Origin of the sequence: Mycolicibacterium grossiae, assembly GCF_008329645.1 — a bacterium.
Lineage (GTDB): Bacteria > Actinomycetota > Actinomycetes > Mycobacteriales > Mycobacteriaceae > Mycobacterium > Mycobacterium grossiae.
Map to the genome: position 1 here is coordinate 4,107,026 of NZ_CP043474.1, position 21,747 is coordinate 4,128,772.

General features: G+C 71.5%; 21 protein-coding genes and 1 riboswitch. Of the genes, 19 read left to right on the plus strand and 2 right to left on the minus strand.

Annotation, left to right across the window (positions count from 1 at the left end):
* Positions 1 to 21: 21 nt before the first annotated feature.
* From FZ046_RS19765 to FZ046_RS19780, 4 genes are all read left to right on the plus strand, one after another.
* Entirely contained in the window at positions 22 to 969 is a 948-nt protein-coding gene (locus FZ046_RS19765) for a sterol desaturase family protein (protein ID WP_070355433.1), read from the plus strand.
* A gap of 45 nt (positions 970 to 1,014) precedes the next feature.
* A complete protein-coding gene (locus FZ046_RS19770; protein ID WP_070355434.1) occupies positions 1,015 to 2,433 on the plus strand; it encodes an NAD(P)/FAD-dependent oxidoreductase in 1,419 nt (472 codons plus the stop codon).
* A 146-nt stretch (positions 2,434 to 2,579) separates the two neighbouring features.
* Positions 2,580 to 3,281: an Rv1815 family serine proteinase gene (locus FZ046_RS19775; RefSeq protein WP_070355435.1), complete on the plus strand. Its 702-nt coding sequence runs from the start codon at positions 2,580 to 2,582 to the stop codon at positions 3,279 to 3,281.
* A gap of 67 nt (positions 3,282 to 3,348) precedes the next feature.
* Positions 3,349 to 3,957, plus strand: a complete 609-nt coding sequence (locus FZ046_RS19780) for a SecDF P1 head subdomain-containing protein (protein WP_070355436.1) — start codon at positions 3,349 to 3,351, stop codon at positions 3,955 to 3,957.
* A gap of 4 nt (positions 3,958 to 3,961) precedes the next feature.
* On the opposite strand, the gene FZ046_RS19785 is transcribed toward FZ046_RS19780, so the two are convergent.
* Complete coding sequence (locus tag FZ046_RS19785; protein ID WP_070355437.1) at positions 3,962 to 4,402, minus strand: PNPOx family protein; 441 nt, start codon at positions 4,400 to 4,402, stop codon at positions 3,962 to 3,964.
* 108 nt (positions 4,403 to 4,510) lie between these two features.
* Here FZ046_RS19785 and FZ046_RS19790 point away from each other — a divergent pair, with 108 nt between their 5' ends.
* Genes FZ046_RS19790 through FZ046_RS19800 form a run of 3 tightly spaced genes read left to right on the plus strand, consistent with a single transcriptional unit; the run spans position 4,511 to position 7,242 of the window.
* Entirely contained in the window at positions 4,511 to 5,197 is a 687-nt protein-coding gene (locus FZ046_RS19790; protein WP_099046046.1) for a TetR/AcrR family transcriptional regulator, read from the plus strand.
* 45 nt (positions 5,198 to 5,242) lie between these two features.
* The gene (locus tag FZ046_RS19795) at positions 5,243 to 5,737 is read left to right on the plus strand and encodes a VOC family protein (protein ID WP_070355438.1); all 495 of its coding nucleotides are present in this window, start codon (positions 5,243 to 5,245) and stop codon (positions 5,735 to 5,737) included.
* Entirely contained in the window at positions 5,734 to 7,242 is a 1,509-nt protein-coding gene (locus FZ046_RS19800) for an FAD-binding protein (protein WP_070355439.1), read from the plus strand. Before FZ046_RS19795 ends, FZ046_RS19800 begins: the two co-directional genes overlap by 4 nt.
* A 13-nt stretch (positions 7,243 to 7,255) precedes the next feature.
* On the opposite strand, the gene FZ046_RS19805 is transcribed toward FZ046_RS19800, so the two are convergent.
* On the minus strand, positions 7,256 to 9,175 hold the full coding sequence (locus FZ046_RS19805; RefSeq protein WP_070355440.1) for an ABC transporter ATP-binding protein/permease: 1,920 nt from the start codon (positions 9,173 to 9,175) through the stop codon (positions 7,256 to 7,258).
* A 162-nt stretch (positions 9,176 to 9,337) separates the two neighbouring features.
* Between FZ046_RS19805 and FZ046_RS19810 the strand changes: the two genes are divergently transcribed.
* The 12 genes from FZ046_RS19810 to gcvP all read left to right on the plus strand — a co-directional run bounded on the left by FZ046_RS19810 (position 9,338) and on the right by gcvP (position 21,726).
* Positions 9,338 to 10,159, plus strand: a complete 822-nt coding sequence (locus FZ046_RS19810; RefSeq protein ID WP_149484300.1) for a GNAT family N-acetyltransferase — start codon at positions 9,338 to 9,340, stop codon at positions 10,157 to 10,159.
* Positions 10,160 to 10,280: 121 nt separating this feature from the next.
* Positions 10,281 to 12,575: an accessory Sec system translocase SecA2 gene (gene secA2 / locus FZ046_RS19815; RefSeq protein ID WP_070355195.1), complete on the plus strand. Its 2,295-nt coding sequence runs from the start codon at positions 10,281 to 10,283 to the stop codon at positions 12,573 to 12,575.
* A gap of 9 nt (positions 12,576 to 12,584) precedes the next feature.
* Positions 12,585 to 13,217: a CDP-alcohol phosphatidyltransferase family protein gene (locus FZ046_RS19820; RefSeq protein ID WP_070355190.1), complete on the plus strand. Its 633-nt coding sequence runs from the start codon at positions 12,585 to 12,587 to the stop codon at positions 13,215 to 13,217.
* A complete protein-coding gene (locus tag FZ046_RS19825) occupies positions 13,218 to 14,120 on the plus strand; it encodes a DUF881 domain-containing protein (RefSeq protein ID WP_070355189.1) in 903 nt (300 codons plus the stop codon).
* A gap of 34 nt (positions 14,121 to 14,154) precedes the next feature.
* Positions 14,155 to 14,487 carry a small basic family protein gene (locus FZ046_RS19830; RefSeq protein ID WP_070355188.1) on the plus strand — a complete coding sequence of 111 codons (333 nt, stop codon included), beginning with the start codon at positions 14,155 to 14,157 and terminating at the stop codon, positions 14,485 to 14,487.
* A 3-nt stretch (positions 14,488 to 14,490) separates the two neighbouring features.
* Entirely contained in the window at positions 14,491 to 15,318 is an 828-nt protein-coding gene (locus FZ046_RS19835) for a DUF881 domain-containing protein (protein ID WP_070355187.1), read from the plus strand.
* A 34-nt stretch (positions 15,319 to 15,352) separates the two neighbouring features.
* Complete coding sequence (gene gcvH, locus FZ046_RS19840) at positions 15,353 to 15,748, plus strand: glycine cleavage system protein GcvH (RefSeq protein ID WP_070355186.1); 396 nt, start codon at positions 15,353 to 15,355, stop codon at positions 15,746 to 15,748.
* Between the two features lie 126 nt (positions 15,749 to 15,874).
* The gene (garA, locus tag FZ046_RS19845) at positions 15,875 to 16,363 is read left to right on the plus strand and encodes a glycogen accumulation regulator GarA (protein WP_070355185.1); all 489 of its coding nucleotides are present in this window, start codon (positions 15,875 to 15,877) and stop codon (positions 16,361 to 16,363) included.
* Positions 16,363 to 17,097 carry a transcriptional regulator FtsR gene (ftsR, locus tag FZ046_RS19850; protein WP_070355184.1) on the plus strand — a complete coding sequence of 245 codons (735 nt, stop codon included), beginning with the start codon at positions 16,363 to 16,365 and terminating at the stop codon, positions 17,095 to 17,097. The genes garA and ftsR overlap by 1 nt, the downstream gene beginning before the upstream one ends.
* Positions 17,098 to 17,145: 48 nt before the next feature.
* Positions 17,146 to 17,643 (plus strand): bifunctional nuclease family protein, encoded by a 498-nt coding sequence (locus FZ046_RS19855; protein ID WP_070355183.1) that lies wholly within the window; start codon positions 17,146 to 17,148, stop codon positions 17,641 to 17,643.
* A gap of 232 nt (positions 17,644 to 17,875) precedes the next feature.
* Positions 17,876 to 18,517, plus strand: coding sequence for a MerR family transcriptional regulator (locus FZ046_RS19860; RefSeq protein ID WP_099046025.1), 642 nt, complete (start codon positions 17,876 to 17,878; stop codon positions 18,515 to 18,517).
* An 83-nt stretch (positions 18,518 to 18,600) separates the two neighbouring features.
* A riboswitch (glycine riboswitch) is annotated at positions 18,601 to 18,698 on the plus strand.
* Between the two features lie 157 nt (positions 18,699 to 18,855).
* Entirely contained in the window at positions 18,856 to 21,726 is a 2,871-nt protein-coding gene (gene gcvP / locus FZ046_RS19865) for an aminomethyl-transferring glycine dehydrogenase (RefSeq protein WP_070355182.1), read from the plus strand.
* Positions 21,727 to 21,747: the final 21 nt, after the last annotated feature.

The following is a 21,747-nucleotide window of genomic DNA, read 5'->3' on the forward strand; positions in this document are numbered from 1 at the left end:
GACCTCCCGGAGGTGACCGGGATGGATGCGCTGACCTGGGTGCGGCAGCTGCTGGACGCACTGCCACCGCAGATGCGCGATCCGGTGCTGTTCGCGGTGCCGTTCTTCCTGCTGCTGCTGGTCCTGGAGTGGACGGCGGCCCGCAAACTCGAGGAACTGACCGACGAGCGCTCGCCTGCGGGGGCGTATCAGCGCCGGGACGCGTGGGCCAGCATCTCGATGGGCCTGGTGTCGGTGGCGACGACGGCGGGGTGGAAGTTCATCGCGCTGCTCGGGTATGCCGCGCTGTTCGCCTACGTCGCACCGTGGCAGCTGTCGGCGACGGCCTGGTACACGTGGGTGATCGCCCTGGTGGGCGTCGATCTGCTGTTCTACGCCTATCACCGGATCGCGCATCGCGTACGGCTGGTGTGGGCGACGCATCAGGCGCACCACTCCAGCGAGTACTTCAACTTCGCCACGGCGTTGCGGCAGAAGTGGAACAACAGCGGGGAGATCCTGGTGTGGGTGCCGCTGCCGCTGCTCGGGGTGCCGCCGTGGATGGTGTTCGCCAGCTTCTCGCTGAACCTCGTCTACCAGTTCTGGGTGCACACCGAGCGGATCGGCCGGATGTGGCGGCCGATCGAGTTCGTCTTCAACACCCCGTCGCACCACCGCGTCCATCACGGCATGGACGCCGAGTACCTCGACCGCAACTACGGCGGGATCCTCATCGTGTGGGACCGGTTGTTCGGGACCTACGCCGAGGAGGTGTTCCGTCCGCACTACGGGTTGACCAAGCCGGTGGGGACGTTCAACATCTGGCGGCTGCAGACCCACGAGTACGTCGCGATCGCCCGCGACGTCCGCCGGGCGTCGCGGTGGCGCGACCGCCTGGGCTACGTGCTCGGCCCGCCGGGATGGGCACCGGCCCCGTCCGACGCGGCCCCGCGGCCCGAGCCCGCTGCGGCAACGGAATCCGTCGTCTGAGCGACTTGACGTCGCGCATTCCGTAGGAACCCCTAGGCTCGGGGTGTGCATACGGTCTTCGACGCTGACGTCGACCCCGGTCTGGTCGAACGCTCCCTGGCCGGCAGCGTGCTGGGTTCGGTCTGGCTGGAGACGCTGTCGGGCGACCAGCGTCTCCAGTATCCGACGCTGACCGGCGCGGTCACGTGCGACCTGCTGGTGGTCGGCGGCGGCTATACCGGGCTGTGGACGGCGCTGCACGCCGCGCGTCGTCATCCCGACCGGCGCGTCGTCCTGATCGAGGCCGAACGGATCGGCTGGGCGGCGTCGGGCCGCAACGGCGGCTTCGTCGACGCCAGCCTCACCCACGGCACCGAGAACGGACGGTCCCGCTGGCCCGGTGAACTCGACACGCTGACCGCCATGGGGCTGGCCAACCTCGACGGCATGCAGGCCGAGATCGCCGAACTCGGCCTCGACGCCGAATGGGAGCGCACCGGCATGCTCGCCGTCGCCACCGAGCCGCACCAGGTGCCGTGGCTGTCCGCGGCGGCGGCCCACGGCGACGGCGCGTTCCTCGATCAGGCCGCCGTCCGCGCCGAGGTGGACTCGCCGACCTACCGGGCGGGGCTGTTCGCCGCCGACACCTGCGCGCTCGTGCATCCGGCGAAGCTGGCCCTCGAACTAGCTCGCGCGTGCCAGGAGGCGGGCGTGACGATCTACGAGCACACCGCCGCACGGTCGCTGGATTCCGGCGGCGCGACGCTGCGCGTCGACACCGGCGGCGCCGTCATCACCACCCGGCACGCGGTGCTGGCGACCAACGTCTTCCCGTCGCTGCTGCGGCGCAACCGGCTGCACACCGTGCCGGTGTACGACTACGTGCTGGCGACCGAGCCGCTGACCGACGCCCAGTTCGACCGCATCGGCTGGCGGCACCGGCAGGGGATCGGCGACACGGCCAACCAGTTCCACTACTACCGGCGCTCGCGCGACGGCCGCATCGTGTTCGGCGGATACGACGCCGTCTACCACTTCGGGCGCCGTGTCGATTCCGCCTACGAGGACCGGGCGGAGACCTACCGCCTACTGGCGCGGCACTTCTTCCTCACCTTCCCGCAGCTCGACGACGTCCGGTTCAGTCACCGCTGGGCCGGGCCGATCGACACCAACACCCGCTTCTGCGCGCACTGGGGCCTCGCCCGCGACGGCCGAGTCGCGTACGTCAACGGCTTCACCGGCCTCGGCGTCGGCGCGGCCCGCTTCGCCGCCGACGTGTGCCTGGACCTGCTGGCCGGTGAGCCAACGGAGCGGACCCGCCTGGAGATGGTGCGCCGCAAGCCGATGCCCTTCCCGCCGGAACCGTTGGCGAGCATCGGCATCCAGGCCACCCGGTGGTCGCTCGACCGCGCCGACCACTGCGCGGGACGGCGCAATCTGTTGCTGCGCACGCTCGACGCGGTGGGCCTGGGCTTCGATTCCTGACCGTCGTCCGACGCCGGTGCGCTGAATCACCCACGGCAGGCGTCGGCTTCACCTCCGCGCCGGCTTCGCTCGTGGGTAGGCTGTGACACCACCCCGAGGGACACCCATCCTTGGGAGCCCTGGCCGCAGGACCGATCGGAGGCGCGATGGCAATCCGGCGTGCGAGGAGGGGCGCTGCCGCGTTCGCGGCGGCGGTCGTCGCCGCCCTGGCGTGCGTCGCCCCGGCCGATGCGGTTCCCGGCGTGCTGGTGTTCCCGGGCATGGAGATCCGGCAGGACACCAACAAGTGCACGCTCGGCTTCGTCGACGTCGCGACGCGCACGGCGTTCACCGCCGGGCACTGCCGCGGCAACGGCGTGGTGAACGACCAGTTCGGCAACGTCATCGGCTACCAGACCGCGTTCCGCGACAACACCCCGGACGGCGCCACGATCGCCACCGACCACGTGATCTCGGACTGGCAGTCGATCGCCCTGGCCCCCGACGTCGCGCTCAACGACGTCCTGCCCGACGGCCGTGCGCTCGTCGTCGATCCCGCCGTGGTGCCCACGCAGGGCCAGCGGGTGTGCCACTTCGGCGTCGTGACCCAGGAGAGCTGCGGCACCGTCGAATCGGTCAACAACGGATGGTTCACGATGACCAATGGCGTGGTCAGCCAGAAGGGCGACTCCGGCGGCCCGGTGTACGTCCTCACCGGCGACGGCCGCGCGGCGATCATCGGCATGTTCAACAGCACGTGGGGTCAGTTCCCGGCAGCGGTGTCCTGGCAGGCCGCCAGACAGCAGATGACCGAACAGCCGGTGTCGGGCACCGTCGACGTCGCGCGGGGACCGGTGCCCCCGGCCTGACCCGTCGTCTCGGGAGAGCACGTGTCGGGGAACCATCCCGCGCCGTCGGGGTCCTACGATGCTTCCCGTGGCGGTTTCGACGCGTCGGTGGTCCCGCCGCAAGATCACCATCGCCGTGCTGGCGTCCATCGGCATCCTGGCCATGGTGGGCACGACGCTCGCCGCGATCGTGATGCCGTTCCTGCAGCGCGACCAGACCGCAGCCCCGCCGCGCCCGACGGCGGCGCCGACGCCGACCGAGCCGCCGGTGGTGATCCGGCCGCTGCCGATCCGCCCGGTGGTGGAGGCGTTCCAGGCGCAGCCCGGCCAGTGCGACCCACCGCCGCCCCCGCTGCCGCCCGCCGAGCCGCAGCCGGCGTGCGACGTCGAGCGCGTCGCCCACTACCAGCTCGAACCGGTGGCCCTCGAACTCGGTCTGACCGGCGCGAAGACGGTGAAACTGCCGACGTCGCCGTACTACAGCGTGCAGATCGTCATGGACAGCCGGTCCAGCGCGGCATTCGCGCAGTACACCGCCGCGAACGTCGGCCGCCAAGTCGCCTTCGTGCGCGACGGGTTGGTGCTGGCGGCGCCGCCGATCACCCAGGCCATCGACGGCCAGTCCCTGCAGCTGTCGGGCGAACTCACCCAGGCCACCGCCGACACCATCACCCGGATGATCCGCGACGGCGACTGAGGCGTCAGTCGCGCAGGACGAATACCGGGATCGACGGTGCGACGGCGCGGTACTCGGCGTCGGTCGAGTCCGGTGTCAGGCCGCCGACGTGCCCCTTGACCTCCCAGAACCACCGCCGCAGGTAGGCCCGCAGCACGGCGGGCTTCGCCTCGTCGGGTAGCTCGGCGAGGTGGTGGGTGCGGCGCCGCCGGCGCGGGCCCATCTCGACCTCGCCGGCGGCGCGCGCGTTGCGGGCCCATTGCGTGTTGCCGCGCGGCGAGACCAGGTAGTCCCGTCCGTCGAGGGTCAGCACGTTGACCACGACGCCGCGCATCTCGCCGCTCGTTCGGCCGCGCACCCGCAGCGCGCGGGTGCCGGCGATGCCGATGCCCCACTCGGCGAGTCGGCGGAACACCTCGTTCACGGCGCGGGCGCTGCGGGTCGGTTGGTCGTAGCGGATGTTCATGGCGGGTCCTTTCGCGTCGATTTCGAGAGCAGTGCTCTCTTCTTGAGCGTGCCACGCCGACGGGCCGTAAACAAGAGCAGTGCTCTCGATCTGTGGCAGAGTGGGGCCGTGAGCACGCGGCAGGACGCGCGGAGGCGCATCGAGCGCCGGATCATCGACCTCGGCCGGCGCCAGTTGGCCACCGATGGGGCCGCCGCGCTGTCGGTGCGCGCGATCGCCCGTGATCTCGGCATGGTGTCGTCGGCGGTGTACCGCTACGTCGCCAGCCGCGACGACCTGCTGACCATGCTGCTGCTCGACGCCTACACCGAACTCGCCGACCAGGTCGACGAGGCGGCCGCGGCGGCATCCGACGACTGGCGCGCCCGGGTGCGTGCCATCGCACGGGCCGCCCGCGGCTGGGCGGTCCGCGAACCGGCCCGCTGGGCGCTGCTGTACGGCAGCCCGGTTCCCGGTTACCACGCACCCGCCGACCGCACCGTCGGGCCTGGTACCCGCGTCATCGCCGCCCTGCTGGGCGCGGTCGACGCCGGCATCGCCGCCGGGGAGGTGGCGGCCCCGCCGGCTGAGGTCTCCGGGCCAACGGTTCGCGACTTCGACGGTCTGCGTGAGGAATTCGGCTTCACCGGCGACGACGCCGTGCTGCTGCGCTGCCTCGCGCTGTGGGCCGGACTGGTCGGTGCGATCAGCCTGGAGGTCTTCGGCCAGTACGGCGCCGACACGCTGCGCGACGTCCCGACGGTGTTCGACGGCCAGGTCGACGTGCTGCTCGGGACACTGACGGCACCGGACTAGAACACGTTCTAGCCTTGCCCCGCATCGGGGGATATCCTCGACTCGATGCATGACCAGACACCTGTCCAGATCGCCTGGGTGACGCGCGACCTGGACGCGACGGAGGCGGCGCTCACCGCGGCGCTCGCCGCCCGCACCTGGGTCCGCATGCCCGACGTGCACTTCGCCCCGGACGCCTGCACCTACCGCGGCGCCCCGGCCGACTTCACCGCCCACGTGTCCTTCTCCTACGCCGGGGACACCCAGCTCGAGGTGATCCAGCCGGTGGCCGGGCGCAGCCCCTACGCCGACCACCTCGACGCGTGCGGACCCGGCCTGCACCACGTCTGCGTCACCGCACCGGACCCCGCCGCGCTCGACGCGATGGTGGCCGGCGCCGAGGGCGACGGCATGGAGGTGGTCGGCCGCGGGACCATGCCCGGCGGCATGCGCTTCGCCTACCTCTCCGCCGCCGACGCCGGGGTGCCCTACCTCGAGATGGCGTACGTGCCGCCCGACATCCAGGACTTCTTCGACTACGTCAAGCAGGAGCAACAGTGAGCATCGACCACCCCGACACCATCGCCGCACGCGACGTCACCGACTGGGGCGCCGAGGACGCCGACGTCGTCGTGATCGGCTTCGGCATCGCCGGCGGCTGCGCGGCCGTCAGCGCCGCCGCCGCGGGCGCCCGGGTCCTGGTTCTCGAGAAGGCCGCCGCCGCGGGCGGCACGACGTCGATGGCCGGCGGCCACTTCTACCTCGGCGGCGGCACCGCCGTGCAGCGCGCCACCGGCCACGACGACACCCCCGACGCCATGTACGACTACCTCGTCGCGGTGGCCCAGGACCCCGACCACGAGAAGATCCGCGCCTACTGCGACGGCAGCGTCGAACACTTCGAGTGGCTGGAGGCGCTGGGTTTCCAGTTCGAGCGCAGCTACTGGAAGGGCAAGGTGGTCGTCCCGCCCGGCACCGAGGGCCTGTCCTACACCGGCAACGAGAAGGTCTGGCCGTTCTGCGAGCAGGCGACGCCCGCGCCGCGCGGGCACTCCGTCCCCGTACCCGGGGAGCTCGGCGGCGCCGACATGGTGATCCGGCTGCTCGTCGCGCGCGCCGAGGAACTCGGCGTGCGGACCCGCTACGAGACCGGCGTGACCAACCTGATCCTGGACGACGACTATGCCGTCGCGGGCGTGCGGTGGAAGCACTTCACCGAGAGCGGTGCGGTGCGCGCCCGGTCCGTCGTGATCGCCGCGGGCGGCTTCGCGATGAACCCGGAACTCGTCGCCACCCACACGCCCGCGCTGGCACAGCGCCGCAAGACGAAGCACCACGGCGAGGTGGAGCCCTACATCCTGGGGAACCCGAACGACGACGGCCTCGGCATCGCCCTCGGTGTCTCGGCGGGCGGCGAGGCGAAGAACCTCGACGGCCTGTTCATCACCGCCGCCGCCTACCCGCCGGAGATCCTGCTGACCGGCGTGATCGTCAACAACCAGGGTCAGCGGTTCGTCGCCGAGGACTCCTACCACTCGCGGACCTCGGCGTTCGTGCTCGAACAGCCCGATCAGCAGGCGTACCTCATCGTCGACGAGGCGCACCTGCAGATGCCCGAGATGCCGCTGATCAAGTTCATCGACGGCTGGGAGACCGTCGCGGAGATGGAAGCGGCACTCGGGATCCCCGAGGGCAACCTCGTCGCGACGCTGGAGCGCTACAACGCCCACGCCGCCGAGGGCGCCGACCCGGACTTCCACAAGCAGCCCGAGTACGTCGCCGCGCAGGACACCGGACCGTGGGGTGCGTTCGACCTGTCCCTCGGCGTCGCGATGTACTCCGGTTTCACGATGGGCGGGCTGACGGTGACGCTCGACGGCGAGGTGCGCCGCGCCGACGGCTCGGTGATCGACGGGCTCTACGCCGCCGGGGCGTGCGCGTCGAACATCGCCCAGGACGGCAAGGGCTACGCCAGCGGCACCCAGCTGGGGGAGGGCTCGTTCTTCGGCCGCCGGGCGGGCACGCACGCCGCGCGGCGGGCCCGCTCGGACGCGCTCGCTGGTTGAGCCGTCCAGCCGGTTAGGCCTGCCCGGCGGGTTGCCCGACGAGGCCCAGCCGCCACTCGCCGTCGCCGAGCAGGTGCAACTGCTTGTCGTGGTGCTGCTCGACGGTGCTGCGGTGGCTGACGCTGACCATGATCGTGTTCGGCAGCGCGCTGCGCACCAACCGGTAGAGCGTCAACTCCAGGCCCTCGTCGAGCGCGGAGGTCGACTCGTCGAGGAACACGGCCTTCGGCTTGGTCAGCAGGATGCGGGCGAACGCGATGCGCTGCTGCTCGCCCGGGGAGAGCACCTTGGCCCAGTCCTCCACCTCGTCGAGCCGGTCGATCAGGTGCGGCAGCGCCACCTTGGCCAGCACGTCGGCGATCTCGGCGTCGGTGACCTCACCCTCCTTGCACGGGTAGGACACCACCGCGCGCAGGTCGCCGAGCGGAACGTAGGGCAGCTGCGACAGGAACAGCGTCGAGTTGTCCTCGTCGGGACACTTCATCGACCCGGACGCGAACGGCCACAGCTGCCCGAGGCTGCGCAGCAGCGTGGTCTTGCCGCTGCCCGACGGACCGGTGATGACGAGCGTGTCGCCGGGGTCCAGGCGCAGGTCCAGCGGCTTGAGCAGCTGGCGACCGTCCGGGGTGCGGACCTCGACGTCGTCGAGTTGCACGGTGCCGTCACCGCACCCCTCGAGATGGACCTCGGGGAGTTCGCGGGCCTCCTCGTTGGCGACGACGAGGCCGTGCAGACGGATGATGGCCGCGCGATAGCCGGCGAACTGGTCGTAGGCGTTGCGGAAGAAGGACAGACCGTCCTGGATGCTGCCGAACGCCGACGCCGACTGGCTCATCGCGCCCAGGGTGATCTCGCCGCCGAGGAAGCGCGGGAACTGCAGCAGGTAGGGCAGCAGCACGATGGCCTGGTCCATCGACAGGTTCCAGCCGTAGAACCCGATCATTCGGTTAACGTAGCGCTTGTAATTGGTCACGATCGGCGCGAAGCGCGCCCGCAGCCCCACGCGCTCGGCGATCTCGCCGCGGTAGAAGGCCACCGCCTCCGAGGCGTCGCGCAGCCGGATCAACGCGTAGCGGAACGCGGCGTTGTACTTCTCGTTGTCGAACGACAGCCAGATGATCGGCTTGCCGATCCAGAACGCGATGACGCTGGCCACCAGCACGTAGAGGATGAGGATCGCGAACATCGCCTTCGGCACGTCGACGTGCACCAGCGGCAGCGTCAACGTGCCCGATAGGTTCCACAGAATCGCGGTGAACGAAATCATCGAGGCGATCGCGTTGATGGCGCCGAAGAGCAGCGTCGCGGCCGAGGTGTTGTTCGGCGTGTTGGGCAGGGGACCGACGCCCGCGGTGAAGATGTCGATGTCGGTCTGGATGCGCTGGTCCGGGTTGTCGATGGTGTCGTCGATGAACCGGCCGCGGTAGTAGGCCCGGCCGTCGAGCCAGTCGCCGGTGAGCCGGTCGGTGAGCCACGACCGCCACGCGAGCATGAAGCGCTGGGTGATGAAGAGGTCTGCCATGATGCGCGCGACGTGCAGGACGGCGAGCAGGGCGAAGACGCCCATCGACATCCAGAAGCCGTCCTTGCCGGAGTCCAGCACGCCCTGTTCGCCGTTGCCCAGGCCGGCCGCGACCGCCTGAAAACTGCTCATCATGTCGTTGCCCTGGAAGCTGAACAGCACCGACAGTCGCACGGCGGTGATGACCGACAGCAGCATGACGGCCAGCCACAACCACACCCGCACCGCGCCCGGGCCGGTGAAGTAGGCGCCGGTGATCCGCCAGAACTGCCGACCCCACTCGGTGAACTTGCCGATGAGGACCAACACCACCAGCGTGGCGATCGCCGCGATCACCCACCCCTTGGCAATCCACACCAGCGACGTCAGGAGCTCACTGGACCAGTCCAAGGTCGGGGTGAACGTTTCCATGCAGGGCAAGGTACCCGCACGTTCACGCATTGGGCTCGGCGAGGGCGCGAGCGGTCACGGCGGGTCGCACGGCCCGCCGCGCGCGGCCGCCGAGCAACGTGCCGCGGCGGTGCGTCGGCCGGTTCCCCGGCGCCCCGGGAGGTCACCGGCCAGGCTGGTCGGGTGCAGGTGACCTCCCACGACGCGGCGCGATTCCGGGCCCTCGCCGAACCGTTCTACCGGCGCGACCCGGTGGCGCACACCGTCGAACTCGCGGGGCTGGCCGCACCCGAGCTCCCGGCCGACGCGGTGCTGCTCACGGTGTGCGACGGCGGGCGGGTCATCGGCGCGGCGGTGCGCACGCCGCCCTACCCGCTGGTGTGCGCCCTGCCCGTCGACGCCGCCGGAGCCGTCGCGGCGGTCCTCGCCGACGTCGCGCCCGGGCTGCCGGCCGTGCGCGGCCCACGCCCGGGCACCGAGGCGCTCGCCCAGGCGTGGGTGCGGCGGACGGGCGCGACGGTCGCCGGACGCACCGAGGAGCGATTGCACGTGCTCGGCGACCTCGCCGCGCCGGCGGGGGTCGCGGGCCGGGCGCGCGCAGGCGACGCCGGTGACGGGGAGCTGCTCGCCGACTGGTCCGGCCGCTTCTTCGCCGAGACGTTCGGCGTTCCCGGCGTGCCGGCCCACGGTTTCGTCACGGCCCAGCGGACGGCCGGATCCCGCTTCGTGCTGTGGCTGCGCGACGGGATGCCGGTCAGCCTGGCGATGGTCCGCCGCCCCGCCGCCGGGGTGGCGCGGATCGGCCCGGTCTACACCCCCGGCGCGCACCGCGGCCACGGGTACGCCTCGGCGGTCACCGCGGCGGCGGCCCAGCAGGCGCGTGCCGCGGGAGCCGCCGACGTCGTCCTGTTCACCGACGTGGCCAACCCGGTGGCGGGCGCGCTCTACCGGCGGCTCGGCTTCGTGCCGCGGGCGGACTGGCTGGCGGTCGACTTCGCCCCGTGAGTGGCGTGCGTGCCGTACCGGCCGGGCCGCGTACCGTGAACGCGTGGCGAAGACAGCCTCGAAGATCGAAGGCAAGACGAAGACCCGCGGCACCGGCCGCCTGAGCACCCGCTTCTGGAAGATGCTCGGCGCGAGCACCGACAAGAACGCCGCTCAGTCGATGAGCCAGGTGACGGCGTCGGGTGACTACGACGAGAAGGCCAAGGCGCTCGACGACGAGCAGCTGCGCAAGGCCGCGACGCTGCTGGAACTCGGCGACCTGGCCGAGTCGTCGGACATCCCGCAGTTCCTGGCGATCGCGCGGGAGGCGTCCGAGCGCGCGACGGGCCTGCGGCCGTTCGACGTGCAGCTGCTCGGGGCGCTGCGCATGCTCGCCGGCGACGTCGTCGAGATGGCCACCGGCGAGGGCAAGACGCTCGCCGGCGCGATCGCCGCCGCCGGGTACGCGCTCGCCGGCCGCAGCGTGCACGTCATCTCGGTCAACGACTACCTCGCCCGCCGCGACGCCGAGTGGATGGGGCCGCTGCTGGAGGCGATGGGCCTGACGGTCGGCTGGATCACCGCCGAATCGACCCCCGAGGAGCGGCGCACCGCCTACGCGTGCGACGTGACCTACGCGTCGGTCAACGAGATCGGCTTCGACGTGCTGCGCGACCAGCTCGTCACCGACGTCGCCGACCTGGTCTCGCCGCAGCCCGACGTCGCGCTGATCGACGAGGCCGACTCGGTCCTCGTCGACGAGGCGCTGGTGCCGCTGGTGCTGGCCGGCACCACGCACCGCGAGACGCCGCGGCTGGAGATCATCCGCCTGGTCGGCGAACTCGTCGGCCGCAGCGATGCCGGGTCCTACTACGACACCGACGCCGACCGCCGCAACGTGCACCTCACCGACGAGGGCGCCCGCGCGCTGGAGAAGGCCCTCGGCGGCATCGACCTGTACTCCGAGGAGCACGTCAGCACGACGCTCACCGAGATCAACGTGGCGCTGCACGCCCACGTGCTGCTGCAGCGCGACGTGCACTACATCGTGCGCGACGACCGGGTGCAGCTGATCAACGCGTCCCGCGGCCGCATCGCGACGCTGCAGCGCTGGCCCGACGGCCTGCAGGCCGCCGTCGAGGCCAAGGAGGGCATCGAGACCACCGAGACCGGCGAGGTGCTCGACACCATCACCGTGCAGGCGCTGATCAACCGCTACCCCCGGGTGTGCGGCATGACCGGCACCGCGCTGGCGGCGGGCGAGCAGCTGCGCCAGTTCTACAAGCTGGGCGTCTCGCCGATCCCGCCGAACACGCCCAACGTGCGCGAGGACGGCGACGACCGGGTGTACATCACCGCGGCCGCGCGCAACGCTGCCGTGCTCGAGCACATCGCCGCCGTGCACGAGACCCGTCAGCCCATCCTCGTCGGCACCCGCGACGTCGCCGAATCCGAGGAACTGCACGAGCGCCTGGTGAAGGCCGGCATTCCGGCGGTGGTGCTCAACGCCAAGAACGACGCCGAGGAGGCCGCCGTGATCGCCGAGGCCGGCAGGCTCGGCGCGGTCACCGTGTCCACCCAGATGGCCGGTCGCGGCACCGACATCCGCCTCGGCGGCTCCGACGTGAAGGAGCACTCCGCAGAGAAGGATCAGGTGGCGGCACTGGGCGGGCTGCACGTCATCGGCACCGGCCGGCACCACACCGAGCGCCTGGACAACCAGCTGCGCGGCCGCGCGGGCCGTCAGGGCGACCCTGGTTCGTCGGTGTTCTTCGCCAGTTGGGAGGACGACGTCGTCGTCGCCAACCTCGAGCCGCAGAAGCTGCCGACGCAGACCGACGAGGACGGGCGCATCGTGCACGAGAAGGCCGCCCAGCTGCTCGGCCACGCGCAGCGCGTCGCCGAGGGCAAGCTGCTCGACGTGCACGCCCTGACGTGGCGGTACAACCAGCTCGTCGCCCAGCAGCGCGCCATCCTCTCCGACCGCCGGGAGACCCTGCTGCGCACCGACACCGCGCGCACCGAACTCGCCGAGCGCTCCCCGGAGCGCTACGCCGAGCTGGTCGAGGCGGTCGGCGAGGAGCGGCTCGAGACGATCTGCCGGCAGATCATGCTGTACCACCTGGACCGCGGCTGGGCCGACCACCAGGCCTACCTGTCCGACATCCGGGAGAGCATCCACCTGCGGGCGCTCGGCAGGCAGAATCCGCTCGACGAGTTCCACCGGATGGCCGTCGACGCGTTCGCCTCGCTGGCCGCCGACGCGATCGAGGCGGCCCAGCAGACCTTCGAGACCGCGAACGTGCTCGACGACGAGCCGGGCCTGGACCTGTCGAAGCTGGCGCGGCCCACGTCGACGTGGACGTACATGGTGCACGACAACCCGCTGTCGGACGACTCGATGTCCGCGCTCAGCCTGCCGGGAGTGTTCCGCTAGGTTTGGCGCATGGCAGCGCCGGAGGGCAGCGGAGCGCACACCGATCGCAGCGACCGGGTGCTCACCATCCCCAACGTGCTGAGCGTGCTGCGGCTGGTGCTGGTGCCGGTCTTCCTCTACCTGCTGCTGGTGGCGCACGCCTACGGGCCCGCGGTGGCGGTGCTGATGTTCAGCGGCGCCTCGGACTGGGCCGACGGCAAGATCGCGCGGCTGGTGCCCAACCAGTCCTCGCGACTCGGGGCGCTCCTCGACCCGGCGGTCGACCGGATCTACATGCTCGCCGTGCCGCTGTCGTTCGCGGCGGCCCACCTGGTCCCGTGGTGGCTGGTGGGCGTGCTCATCGGACGCGACGCCGTCCTCGCCGCCACCCTGCCGCTGCTGCGCAGCCGCGGTCTGGCCGCACTGCCGGTGACCTACCTCGGCAAGGCCGCCACGTTCGCGCTGATGTCGGGCTTCCCGCTGGTCCTTCTCGGCCAGTGGGACGCGCTGTGGAGCCGCGTCGTCCTGGCCTGCGGCTGGGGCTTCGTCATCTGGGGTGTCGCGCTGTACCTGTGGTCGGGCGTGCTGTACCTGCTGCAGGTCGGCATTGTGGCGCGCGTGCTGCCGCGCGCGGGGGCCGCGGCGGTCCGGGACGCCGGCTAGGTGCCGGGCCACGACCGCCAGCTCGGGGGATACAGCCCCGAGGCGGGCCGCAACGCGCACGAGGCCGACGCCCCGACGCTCATCCCGGTGCCGTCGCTGCTGCGGTCGCTGCTGTCCGAGCACCTCGATCCCGGCTACGCCGCCGCCACCGAGCGCCGGGCGCGCCGTGGCCGGCGGCGTTCCGACTGGGCGTGGCAGCTGGCCGGGGGCCTGGTGGTGGCGGCCGTGCTGGCGACCGCGGTCGCGCAGGCCCGTTCCGTCGCGCCGGCCACCCGCGAGACGCAGCACGTGCTGGCCGACGGCGTGCGCTCCGCGGAGTCCGCGACGACGTCGCTGGCGGGCCGCCGCGACGCGCTGGCCGCCGAGGTGGAGGGGGAGCGCCGCAGCCGGCTCGCCGGCGACGAGCAGGGCCGCATCCTGCTCGGCCAGCTCGACGACGACGAGTTCGCGGCGGCCGAGACGCCGGTGCACGGCCCGGGCCTCACCGTCACCGCCACCGAGCCCGGGCCGGCGCGCGACCTGTCCGACGTCTCGAAGCAGCGCGTCGCCGGCAGCCGGCAGGTGGTGCTCGACCGCGACCTGCAGCTGGTGGTCAACGGGCTGTGGGCGGGCGGCGCCGAGGCGATCGCGGTCGGCGGCGTGCGCATTGGGCCGAACGTGACCATCCGGCAGGCCGGCGGGGGCATCCTGGTCGACAATCAACCGATCGGCAGCCCGTACGTCGTGACCGCCATCGGCCCGCCGCATGCCATGCAGGACGTGTTCGACCGCAGCCCGGGGCTGCAGCGGCTACGGCTGCTCGAGGCGTCCTACGGGGTGGGGGTCAACGTCAGCACGAGTGACGACCTGTCCGTCGGCGCGGGGTCGGTGCGCGACCTCGCCTTCGCCCGGCCGCTGGGTTAGCAGCAGGAGGAATCGAGCAGATGAACGGACCCACGTGATCGGCATCGCGGCCCTGGTGGTGGGCATCGTCCTGGGGCTGGTGTTCCACCCGGACGTGCCCGAGGCCATCCAGCCGTACCTGCCGATCGCCGTCGTGGCGGCGCTGGACGCGGTGTTCGGCGGGCTGCGGGCCTACCTGGAGCGGATCTTCGACTCCAAGGTGTTCGTCGTCTCGTTCGTGTTCAACGTGCTCGTCGCGGCGATCATCGTCTACGTCGGCGACCAGCTCGGCGTCGGCACCCAGCTGTCCACGGCCATCATCGTCGTGCTCGGCATCCGCATCTTCGGCAACGCCGCCGCCCTGCGGCGCCGGCTGTTCGGGGCCTGACCCGTGAGCGACGCCGAGCGCCACCCCGCGCACGAACAGCCGGAGCACCACGGCAGGCACGAGCTGCCCGACGACGCGACCGCGGCCCCCATCGGCGGGCTGCAGCCCGCCGGGCTGGCCGGCGTGGTGCGCCGCGGCCGCTCGCAGGTGCTGTTCGGCGGGCTGGCCATCCTGCTGTGCCTGGTGCTGGGGATCGCGATCGCCACCCAGGTGCGCCAGACCGAGTCCGGCGACGCGCTGGAGACCGCCCGCCCGGCCGATCTGCTGGTGCTGCTCGATTCGCTGCAGCAGCGGGAGGCCGCGCTCAACACCGAGGTGGCCGATCTGCAGCGCACGCTGGCCGCCCTGCAGGCCTCCGGCAGCGACGACGCGGCCGCGATCGAGAACGCCCGCGCGCGGCTGGCCGCGCTGTCGATCCTCATCGGCACCGTCGCCGCGACCGGTCCGGGGGTGACGCTGACCATCGGCGACACGGCGCCGGGCGTGGCGCCGGAGACCATGCTCGACGTCGTCAACGAACTGCGCGCGGCGGGCGCGGAGGCCATGGAGATCCGGTCGGCCGGCGGCGCCGCGATACGGGTGGGCGTCGACACCTGGGTGGTGGGTCCGCCCGGTGCGCTGGTCGTCGACGGCACCACGGTCAATCCGCCGTATACCGTTGTCGCCATTGGCGATCCGGCCACGCTGGCGGCGGCGATGAACATCCCGGGTGGGGCGATGGACAGCGTCGAGCGGGTCGGCGGCACAATGTCGGTGCAGCAGGCGGAGACGGTCGAGGTGACCGCCTTGCGGCAACCGAAACCCCGCCAATACGCTCAGCCGGTCAAGTGACCGCGACAGCCCGACCACTTCCACTAGGAGCGCCGTGAGCGAGATCCCGTCCGACCTGTCCTTCACCCCCGACCACGAGTGGGTCCGGGTCACGGGTGACGACACCGTGCGGGTCGGCATCACCGACTACGCGCAGTCCGCGCTCGGTGACGTCGTGTTCGTCGACCTGCCCGCGGTGGGCGACGAGGTCACCGCGGGCGGTGAGTTCGGCAACGTCGAGTCCACCAAGTCGCAGTCCGAGCTGTACGCGCCGATCACCGCGAAAGTCGTTGCCGTCAACGAGGAATTGACCGAAGCGCCCGAGCAGGTCAACGCCGACCCGTACGGCGCGGGCTGGCTGATCGACCTGCAGGTCACCGGCGGCGGTCTCGAGGAGGCCCTGTCGGCACTGCTCGACGCCGACGGGTACCGTGCCACTCTCGACGAATGATTTTTCCGGCGGTGGTGGACCCACCGGCACACACCGCGCGGTACGGTCGAGGAGATCGCCGCAGGGCCGTGCGCAGCGCCGGACGGTCAGCCAGACATCGCCACAGCAGCCAGTGAGGAGCAGCGGGTGACGGATAACGACACCACATCGGGAGCCGACTCGTCGGAGGAGGTGACGGTCGAGACCACCTCGGTCTTCCGCGCCGACTTCCTCAACGAGCTGGACGCCCCGGCCGCCTCGGGAACCGATGGTTCGGTCTCCGGCGTCGAGGGGCTACCCACCGGTTCGGCGTTGCTCGTCGTCAAGCGCGGCCCCAATGCGGGCTCGCGGTTCCTGCTCGACCAGGCCACCACGTCGGCCGGTCGGCACCCCGACAGCGACATCTTCCTCGACGACGTCACCGTCAGCCGCCGGCACGCCGAGTTCCGGTTGGAGAGCGGCGAGTTCCAGGTCGTCGACGTCGGCAGCCTCAACGGCACCTACGTCAACCGCGAGCCGGTGGACTCGGCCGTGCTGGCCAACGGCGACGAAGTGCAGATCGGCAAGTTCCGGTTGGTGTTCCTGACCGGCCCGAAGAACGACCCGGACTCGGCCAACGGCACCACGGCCGGCTAATGACCGCCCCCGACGGCCACGCGCTCGCCGGGATGTCGATCGGGGCGGTCCTCGACCTGCTGCGACCCGACTTCCCGGACGTGACGATCTCCAAGATCCGCTTCTTGGAGGCCGAGGGGCTCGTCACGCCGGAACGGACGCGCGCGGGCTACCGGCGGTTCACCGCCTACGACTGCGCGCGGCTGCGGTTCGTGCTGACCGCGCAGCGGGATCACTACCTGCCGCTGAAGGTCATCAAGGCCCAACTCGACGCGCATCCCGACGGTGAGTTGCCGTCGATCGGCTCGGCGTACGCCGCGCCGCGGCTCACCACGGTGCCCGACGGTGCCGCCGACGCGGTCGCCGACACCGTGGCGCCGACGCCGGTGCGGCTGAGTCGCGAGGACCTGCTGACCCGCTCGGGCATCGACGAGGCGCTGCTCGCGTCGCTCGTCAAGGCCGGCGTCATCAAGCCGGGCCCCGCGGGCTTCTTCGACGAGTACGCCGTCGTCACCGCGCAGTGCGCCAAGGCCCTCGGCGAGTACGGCGTGGAGCCGCGTCATCTGCGCGCGTTCCGCTCGGCCGCCGACCGGCAGTCCGACCTCATCGCCCAGATCGCCGGTCCGGTCGAGCGCGCCCGGCGCGAGGGGGCGCGCGACCGCGCCGACGACCTGGCCCGCGAGGTGGCGGCGCTGGCGATCACGTTGCACACCTCGCTGATCAAATCCGCGGTGCGCGACGTTCTCGATCGCTGAGGTCTAGACTCGAAAACGACGATTTTCCACCCGCGGAGGGCAGACTCAATGGGCGAGGTTCGCGTAGTCGGCATTCGCATCGAACAGCCGCAGAACCAACCGGTCCTGTTGCTGCGCGAATCGAATGGCGACCGGTATCTACCGATTTGGATCGGGCAGACCGAGGCCACCGCGATCGCGCTGGAGCAGCAGGGCGTGGAGCCCGCGCGGCCGCTCACCCACGACCTCATCCGCGATCTGATCAACGCCCTCGGCCACTCGCTCAAGGAAGTGCGGATCGTCGATCTGCAGGAGGGCACCTTCTACGCCGACCTGGTGTTCGACCGCGACATCACGGTGTCCGCGCGGCCGTCGGACTCGGTGGCCATCGCGCTGCGGGTCGGGGTGCCCATCTACGTCGAGGAGGCGGTGCTGGCCGAGGCCGGCCTGCTGATCCCCGACGAGGGCGACGAGGAGAGCAGCACCGGCGCCGTCCGCGAGGACGAGGTGGAGAAGTTCAAGGAGTTCCTGGACTCCGTCTCGCCGGACGACTTCAAGGCGACCTGACCGGCCTCCGTGAGCGTTGGTCACGGATGCGTCTCACTTCGCTGCGGACGTTTCGACACGCGGGGAGAGTTTCGTCTTTCCGGGTGCCGGGCAGCCATACTCGAACCAGACTTCAGCCAGTCACGGAGATGGCGCGAGAGCGTATGCTCGACACACTCGGGCTCGACGCGAGACGCGCTACGTCAACGGCTACGGCGCACGAAGCGAGTTCGATTCGGCGAGAGGATGTGCAGTGGGCGACCGCGGACGCGATGAGGACCGGCACACGTCAGGGCAAGGGCAGTTGGACCTCTCCGACACCGACTCCCGGGTCGGTCCCGCACCGGTCGCCGAGCCCGTCCAGGGCGGCCTGTTCCCCGACGATTCGGTGCCCGACGAACTCGTCGGCTACCGCGGTCCGAGCGCCTGCCAGATCGCCGGCATCACCTACCGCCAGCTGGACTACTGGGCGCGCACCTCGCTGGTGGTCCCCTCCATCCGCAGCGCGGCCGGCTCCGGTAGCCAGCGGCTGTACTCCTTCAAGGACATCCTGGTCCTCAAGATCGTGAAGCGGCTGCTCGACACCGGCATCTCGCTGCACAACATCCGCGTCGCCGTGGACCACCTGCGGCAGCGGGGCGTGCAGGACCTGGCGAACATCACGCTGTTCTCCGACGGCACCACCGTCTACGAGTGCACGTCGGCCGAGGAGGTCGTCGACCTCCTGCAGGGCGGCCAGGGCGTGTTCGGCATCGCCGTCTCCGGCGCGATGCGCGAGCTGACCGGCGCGATCTCCGAGTTCCCCGGCGAACGCGCCGACGGCGGCGAGTCGATCGCGGCCCCGGAGGACGAGCTGGCCTCCCGTCGCAAGCACCGCGACCGCAAGATCGGATAGGGCCACAGCAGGTCGGGTCCGGCCGGGTCGGCAGCCGCCGGCGCGAACGGCGGGTGACCGGCGGGTAGACTGGCGGCGCATCGATTCCCCGCGCGGGAGAGTTCCGCCGCTGCCAGCGGCGGACGCCGAAGGAGCAACACCTCTCCGTCAACCTCTCAGGCCCAAGGACCGCGCGGGCCACGGTGCCTCTGGAAAGCGGTGCGTCGACGCACCCGCCCATGGGGAAAGGCGCGCGGGGCGACCCGGGCCGCCGAATCTCTCAGGCGCCCGGTCACGGGTGGACGACAGAGGGGGAGGACCGCGAGCGGTTCCACCAGCCCTGTCGAAATGAGGCCCACGTGTCCGGTAGCCAGCCCCACCCCGCCAACGAGCACTACCTGCCCCGCTTCGCCGACCGTCACATCGGCCCCGACGCCGACGCGGTGGCGACCATGCTGGGCGTCATCGGCGTCGATTCGCTGAGCAGGCTCGCCGAGAAGGCCCTGCCCGCCGGCATCCTCGACGCGCTGTCCGCCGACGGCGTCGCACCGGGCCTGGACCAGCTGCCGCCGCCGGCCACCGAGGAGCAGGCGCTCGCCGAGCTGCGGGCGCTGGCCGACTCCAACACCGTGGCCGTCTCGATGATCGGCCAGGGCTACTTCGACACGCTGACCCCGCCGGTGCTGCGTCGCAACATCCTCGAGAACCCGTCCTGGTACACCGCGTACACGCCGTACCAGCCGGAGATCAGCCAGGGCCGGCTCGAGGCGCTGCTCAACTTCCAGACCATGGTCGAGGACCTGACCGGCCTCGAGGTCGCCAATGCGTCGATGCTCGACGAGGGCACGGCCGCGGCCGAGGCGATGACGCTGATGCACCGCGCGGTCAAGGGGTCGAAGAACCGCATCGCCGTGGACGCCGACCTGTACCGGCAGACCGCCGCGGTCATCGAGACGCGCGCCAAGCCGCTCGGCATCGAGGTCGTCACCGCCGACCTCACCCAGGGCCTGCCCGAGGGCGAGTTCTTCGGCGTCGTCGTCCAGCTGCCGGGCGCCAGCGGCCGCGTCACCGACTGGAGCGCGCTGGTCGAACAGGCCCACGAGCGGGGCGCGCTGGTCGCCGTCGGCGCGGACCTGCTGGCCTGCACGCTGATCACTCCGCCCGGTGAGATCGGCGCCGACGTCGCGTTCGGCACCACTCAGCGCTTCGGCGTGCCCATGGGCTTCGGTGGCCCGCACGCCGGCTACCTGGCGGTGCACGCCAAGCACGCCCGTCAGCTGCCCGGCCGCCTCGTCGGGGTGTCGGTGGACGCCGACGGCTCGCCGGCCTACCGCCTGGCGCTGCAGACCCGCGAGCAGCACATCCGACGGGACAAGGCCACCAGCAACATCTGCACCGCGCAGGTGCTGCTGGCCGTCATCGCGGCCATGTACGCCAGCTACCACGGCGCCGACGGCCTGCGCGCCATCGCCCACCGGGTGCACGGCAACGCGTTGGGCGTCGCGACGGGGCTGCGCTCCGCGGGCGTCGAGGTGGTGCACGATGCGTTCTTCGACACCGTGACCGCGCGGGTGCCGGGCCGGGCCGAGGCCGTCCGGGCCGCCGCCAAGGAGCGCAACGTCAACGTGTGGGTCGTCGACGCCGACCACGTGTCGGTGGCGTGCGACGAGGCCACGACCGCCGAGCACGTCGAGCTGGTGCTCGCCGCGTTCGGTGCCGAGCGTGGCGGGCAGGCCTGGGACGGGCCGTCGATCCACACCCGCACCTCGGCGTTCCTCACCCATCCGGCGTTCACGCGGTACCGCACCGAGACCGAGATGATGCGCTACCTGCGGTCGCTCGCCGACAAGGACATCGCCCTGGACCGCAGCATGATCCCGCTGGGGTCCTGCACGATGAAGCTCAACGCGGCCGCCGAGATGGAACCGATCACCTGGCCCGAGTTCTCCCGCCAGCATCCCTTCGCGCCGGAGCAGGACACCCCCGGCCTGCGCCGGATGATCGCCGACCTGCAGGACTGGCTGACCGGACTGACCGGGTACGACGCGGTCTCGCTGCAGCCGAACGCCGGCTCGCAGGGCGAGTACGCCGGACTGCTGGCCATCCAGGCCTACCACCTGGCGCGTGGCGAGGAGCAGCGCAACATCTGCCTCATCCCGTCCAGCGCGCACGGCACCAACGCGGCGTCGGCGGCGCTGGCGGGCATGCGCGTGGTCGTGGTCGCGTGCCGGGACAACGGCGACGTCGACCTCGACGACCTGCGCGCCAAGGTGACCGAGCACGGCGACGCGATCGCCGCGCTGATGATCACCTACCCGTCCACCCACGGCGTGTACGAGCAGGACGTCGCCGAATTCTGCGCGGCCGTGCACGACGTCGGCGGCCAGGTGTACGTCGACGGGGCGAACCTCAACGCGCTCGTCGGTCTGGCGCGGCCGGGACGGTTCGGCGGCGACGTCAGCCACCTGAACCTGCACAAGACGTTCTGCATCCCGCACGGCGGCGGCGGTCCGGGCGTGGGTCCGGTGGCGGTGCGCAGCCACCTGGCGCCGTACCTGCCCGGGCACCCGCTCGCCGACGAACTCGGCGACGACTACACGGTGTCGGCGGCGCCCTACGGGTCGGCGTCCATCCTGCCGATCACGTGGATGTACGTCCGGATGATGGGCGCGCCCGGGTTGCGGGCGGCGACGCTGACCGCGATCGCCTCGGCCAACTACGTCGCCCGCCGCCTCGACGAGTACTACCCGGTGCTCTACACCGGGGAGAACGGCATGGTGGCGCACGAGTGCATCCTCGACCTGCGGCCCATCACCAAGAGCACCGGCGTCACGGTCGACGACGTGGCGAAGCGGTTGGCCGACTTCGGTTTCCACGCACCCACGATGAGCTTCCCGGTCGCCGGGACGCTGATGGTGGAGCCCACCGAGAGCGAGAGCCTGGCCGAGGTCGACGCCTTCTGCGAGGCGATGATCGCGATCCGCGCCGAGATCGACCGGGTCGGGTCCGGGGAGTGGCCGGTCGACGACAACCCGCTGCGCGGCGCCCCGCACACCGCGTCGGCGCTGCTGACCGACGAGTGGAACCACCCCTACACCCGGGAGCAGGCCGCCTACCCGCTCGGCAAGGCGTTCCGGCCCAAGGTGTGGCCGCCGGTGCGCCGCATCGACAGCGCGTACGGCGACCGCAATCTGGTGTGCTCCTGCCCGCCGGTGGAGGCGTTCGCCTGATTCGGCTCGCCTGATGTTGCT

What these genes read in the sequence shown, in the direction of transcription:
- FZ046_RS19775 (WP_070355435.1), top strand. Translation starts at nt 2,580, where the DNA reads ATGGCAATCCGGCGTGCGAGGAGGGGCGCTGCCGCGTTCGCGGCGGCG.
- ftsR (WP_070355184.1), top strand. Translation starts at nt 16,363, where the DNA reads ATGACCGCCCCCGACGGCCACGCGCTCGCCGGGATGTCGATCGGGGCG.
- FZ046_RS19795 (WP_070355438.1), top strand. Translation starts at nt 5,243, where the DNA reads ATGCATGACCAGACACCTGTCCAGATCGCCTGGGTGACGCGCGACCTG.
- FZ046_RS19805 (WP_070355440.1), bottom strand. Translation starts at nt 9,175, where the DNA reads ATGGAAACGTTCACCCCGACCTTGGACTGGTCCAGTGAGCTCCTGACG.
- FZ046_RS19820 (WP_070355190.1), top strand. Translation starts at nt 12,585, where the DNA reads ATGGCAGCGCCGGAGGGCAGCGGAGCGCACACCGATCGCAGCGACCGG.
- secA2 (WP_070355195.1), top strand. Translation starts at nt 10,281, where the DNA reads ATGCTCGGCGCGAGCACCGACAAGAACGCCGCTCAGTCGATGAGCCAG.
- FZ046_RS19855 (WP_070355183.1), top strand. Translation starts at nt 17,146, where the DNA reads ATGGGCGAGGTTCGCGTAGTCGGCATTCGCATCGAACAGCCGCAGAAC.
- FZ046_RS19765 (WP_070355433.1), top strand. Translation starts at nt 22, where the DNA reads ATGGATGCGCTGACCTGGGTGCGGCAGCTGCTGGACGCACTGCCACCG.
- FZ046_RS19785 (WP_070355437.1), bottom strand. Translation starts at nt 4,402, where the DNA reads ATGAACATCCGCTACGACCAACCGACCCGCAGCGCCCGCGCCGTGAAC.